Genomic DNA, 472 nt, shown 5'->3' with positions numbered 1-472 from the left:
GAATCGTGAGAACGGGGCGAATATTAACGATGCCTATCCGCATTGTCAAAGCCTGTTTTTTAATTTTGAAATCGTTTGCTGAAATATTCTGCGTTTTGTCGTTTATTCCGACACGGCTGGCTTTTTTTCACACTTTTCATGTTCAGTGCGAGGATATTTCCATAGCCAGCGCCCGGTCACCATCCGCCAGTAAAACAACACAGCACGCACGGCCCAATCGGCAAACATCCCCATCCAAACGCCAACCACGCCCCAGCCAAGCATAATTCCCAGCGCATAACCTACTACCACTCGGCATCCCCACATGCTCAACATAGAAACCCACATGGCATAGCGGGCATCACGAGCACCTTTAAAACCCGCAGGTAATACCCATGAGGCGGACCAAATAGGCATAAACAACGCGTTTAGCCAAATAAGAATCACAACCACGTGTTTAACCTGGGGATCCTGGGTATAAAACGACGCCATA

General features: G+C 48.3%; 1 pseudogene. It reads right to left on the bottom strand.

The features are described 5' to 3' along the window. Window positions 1–102: 102 nt before the first annotated feature. Window positions 103–472: pseudogene (locus A7589_RS22405) on the bottom strand (FMN/FAD transporter); the annotation flags it as partial.

Origin of the sequence: Escherichia sp. MOD1-EC6475, assembly GCF_003046645.1 — a bacterium.
Classification (GTDB): domain Bacteria; phylum Pseudomonadota; class Gammaproteobacteria; order Enterobacterales; family Enterobacteriaceae; genus Escherichia; species Escherichia ruysiae.
The sequence above is the reverse complement of the archived record's forward strand: the minus strand, read 5'-3'. Positions and strand labels throughout refer to the sequence as shown.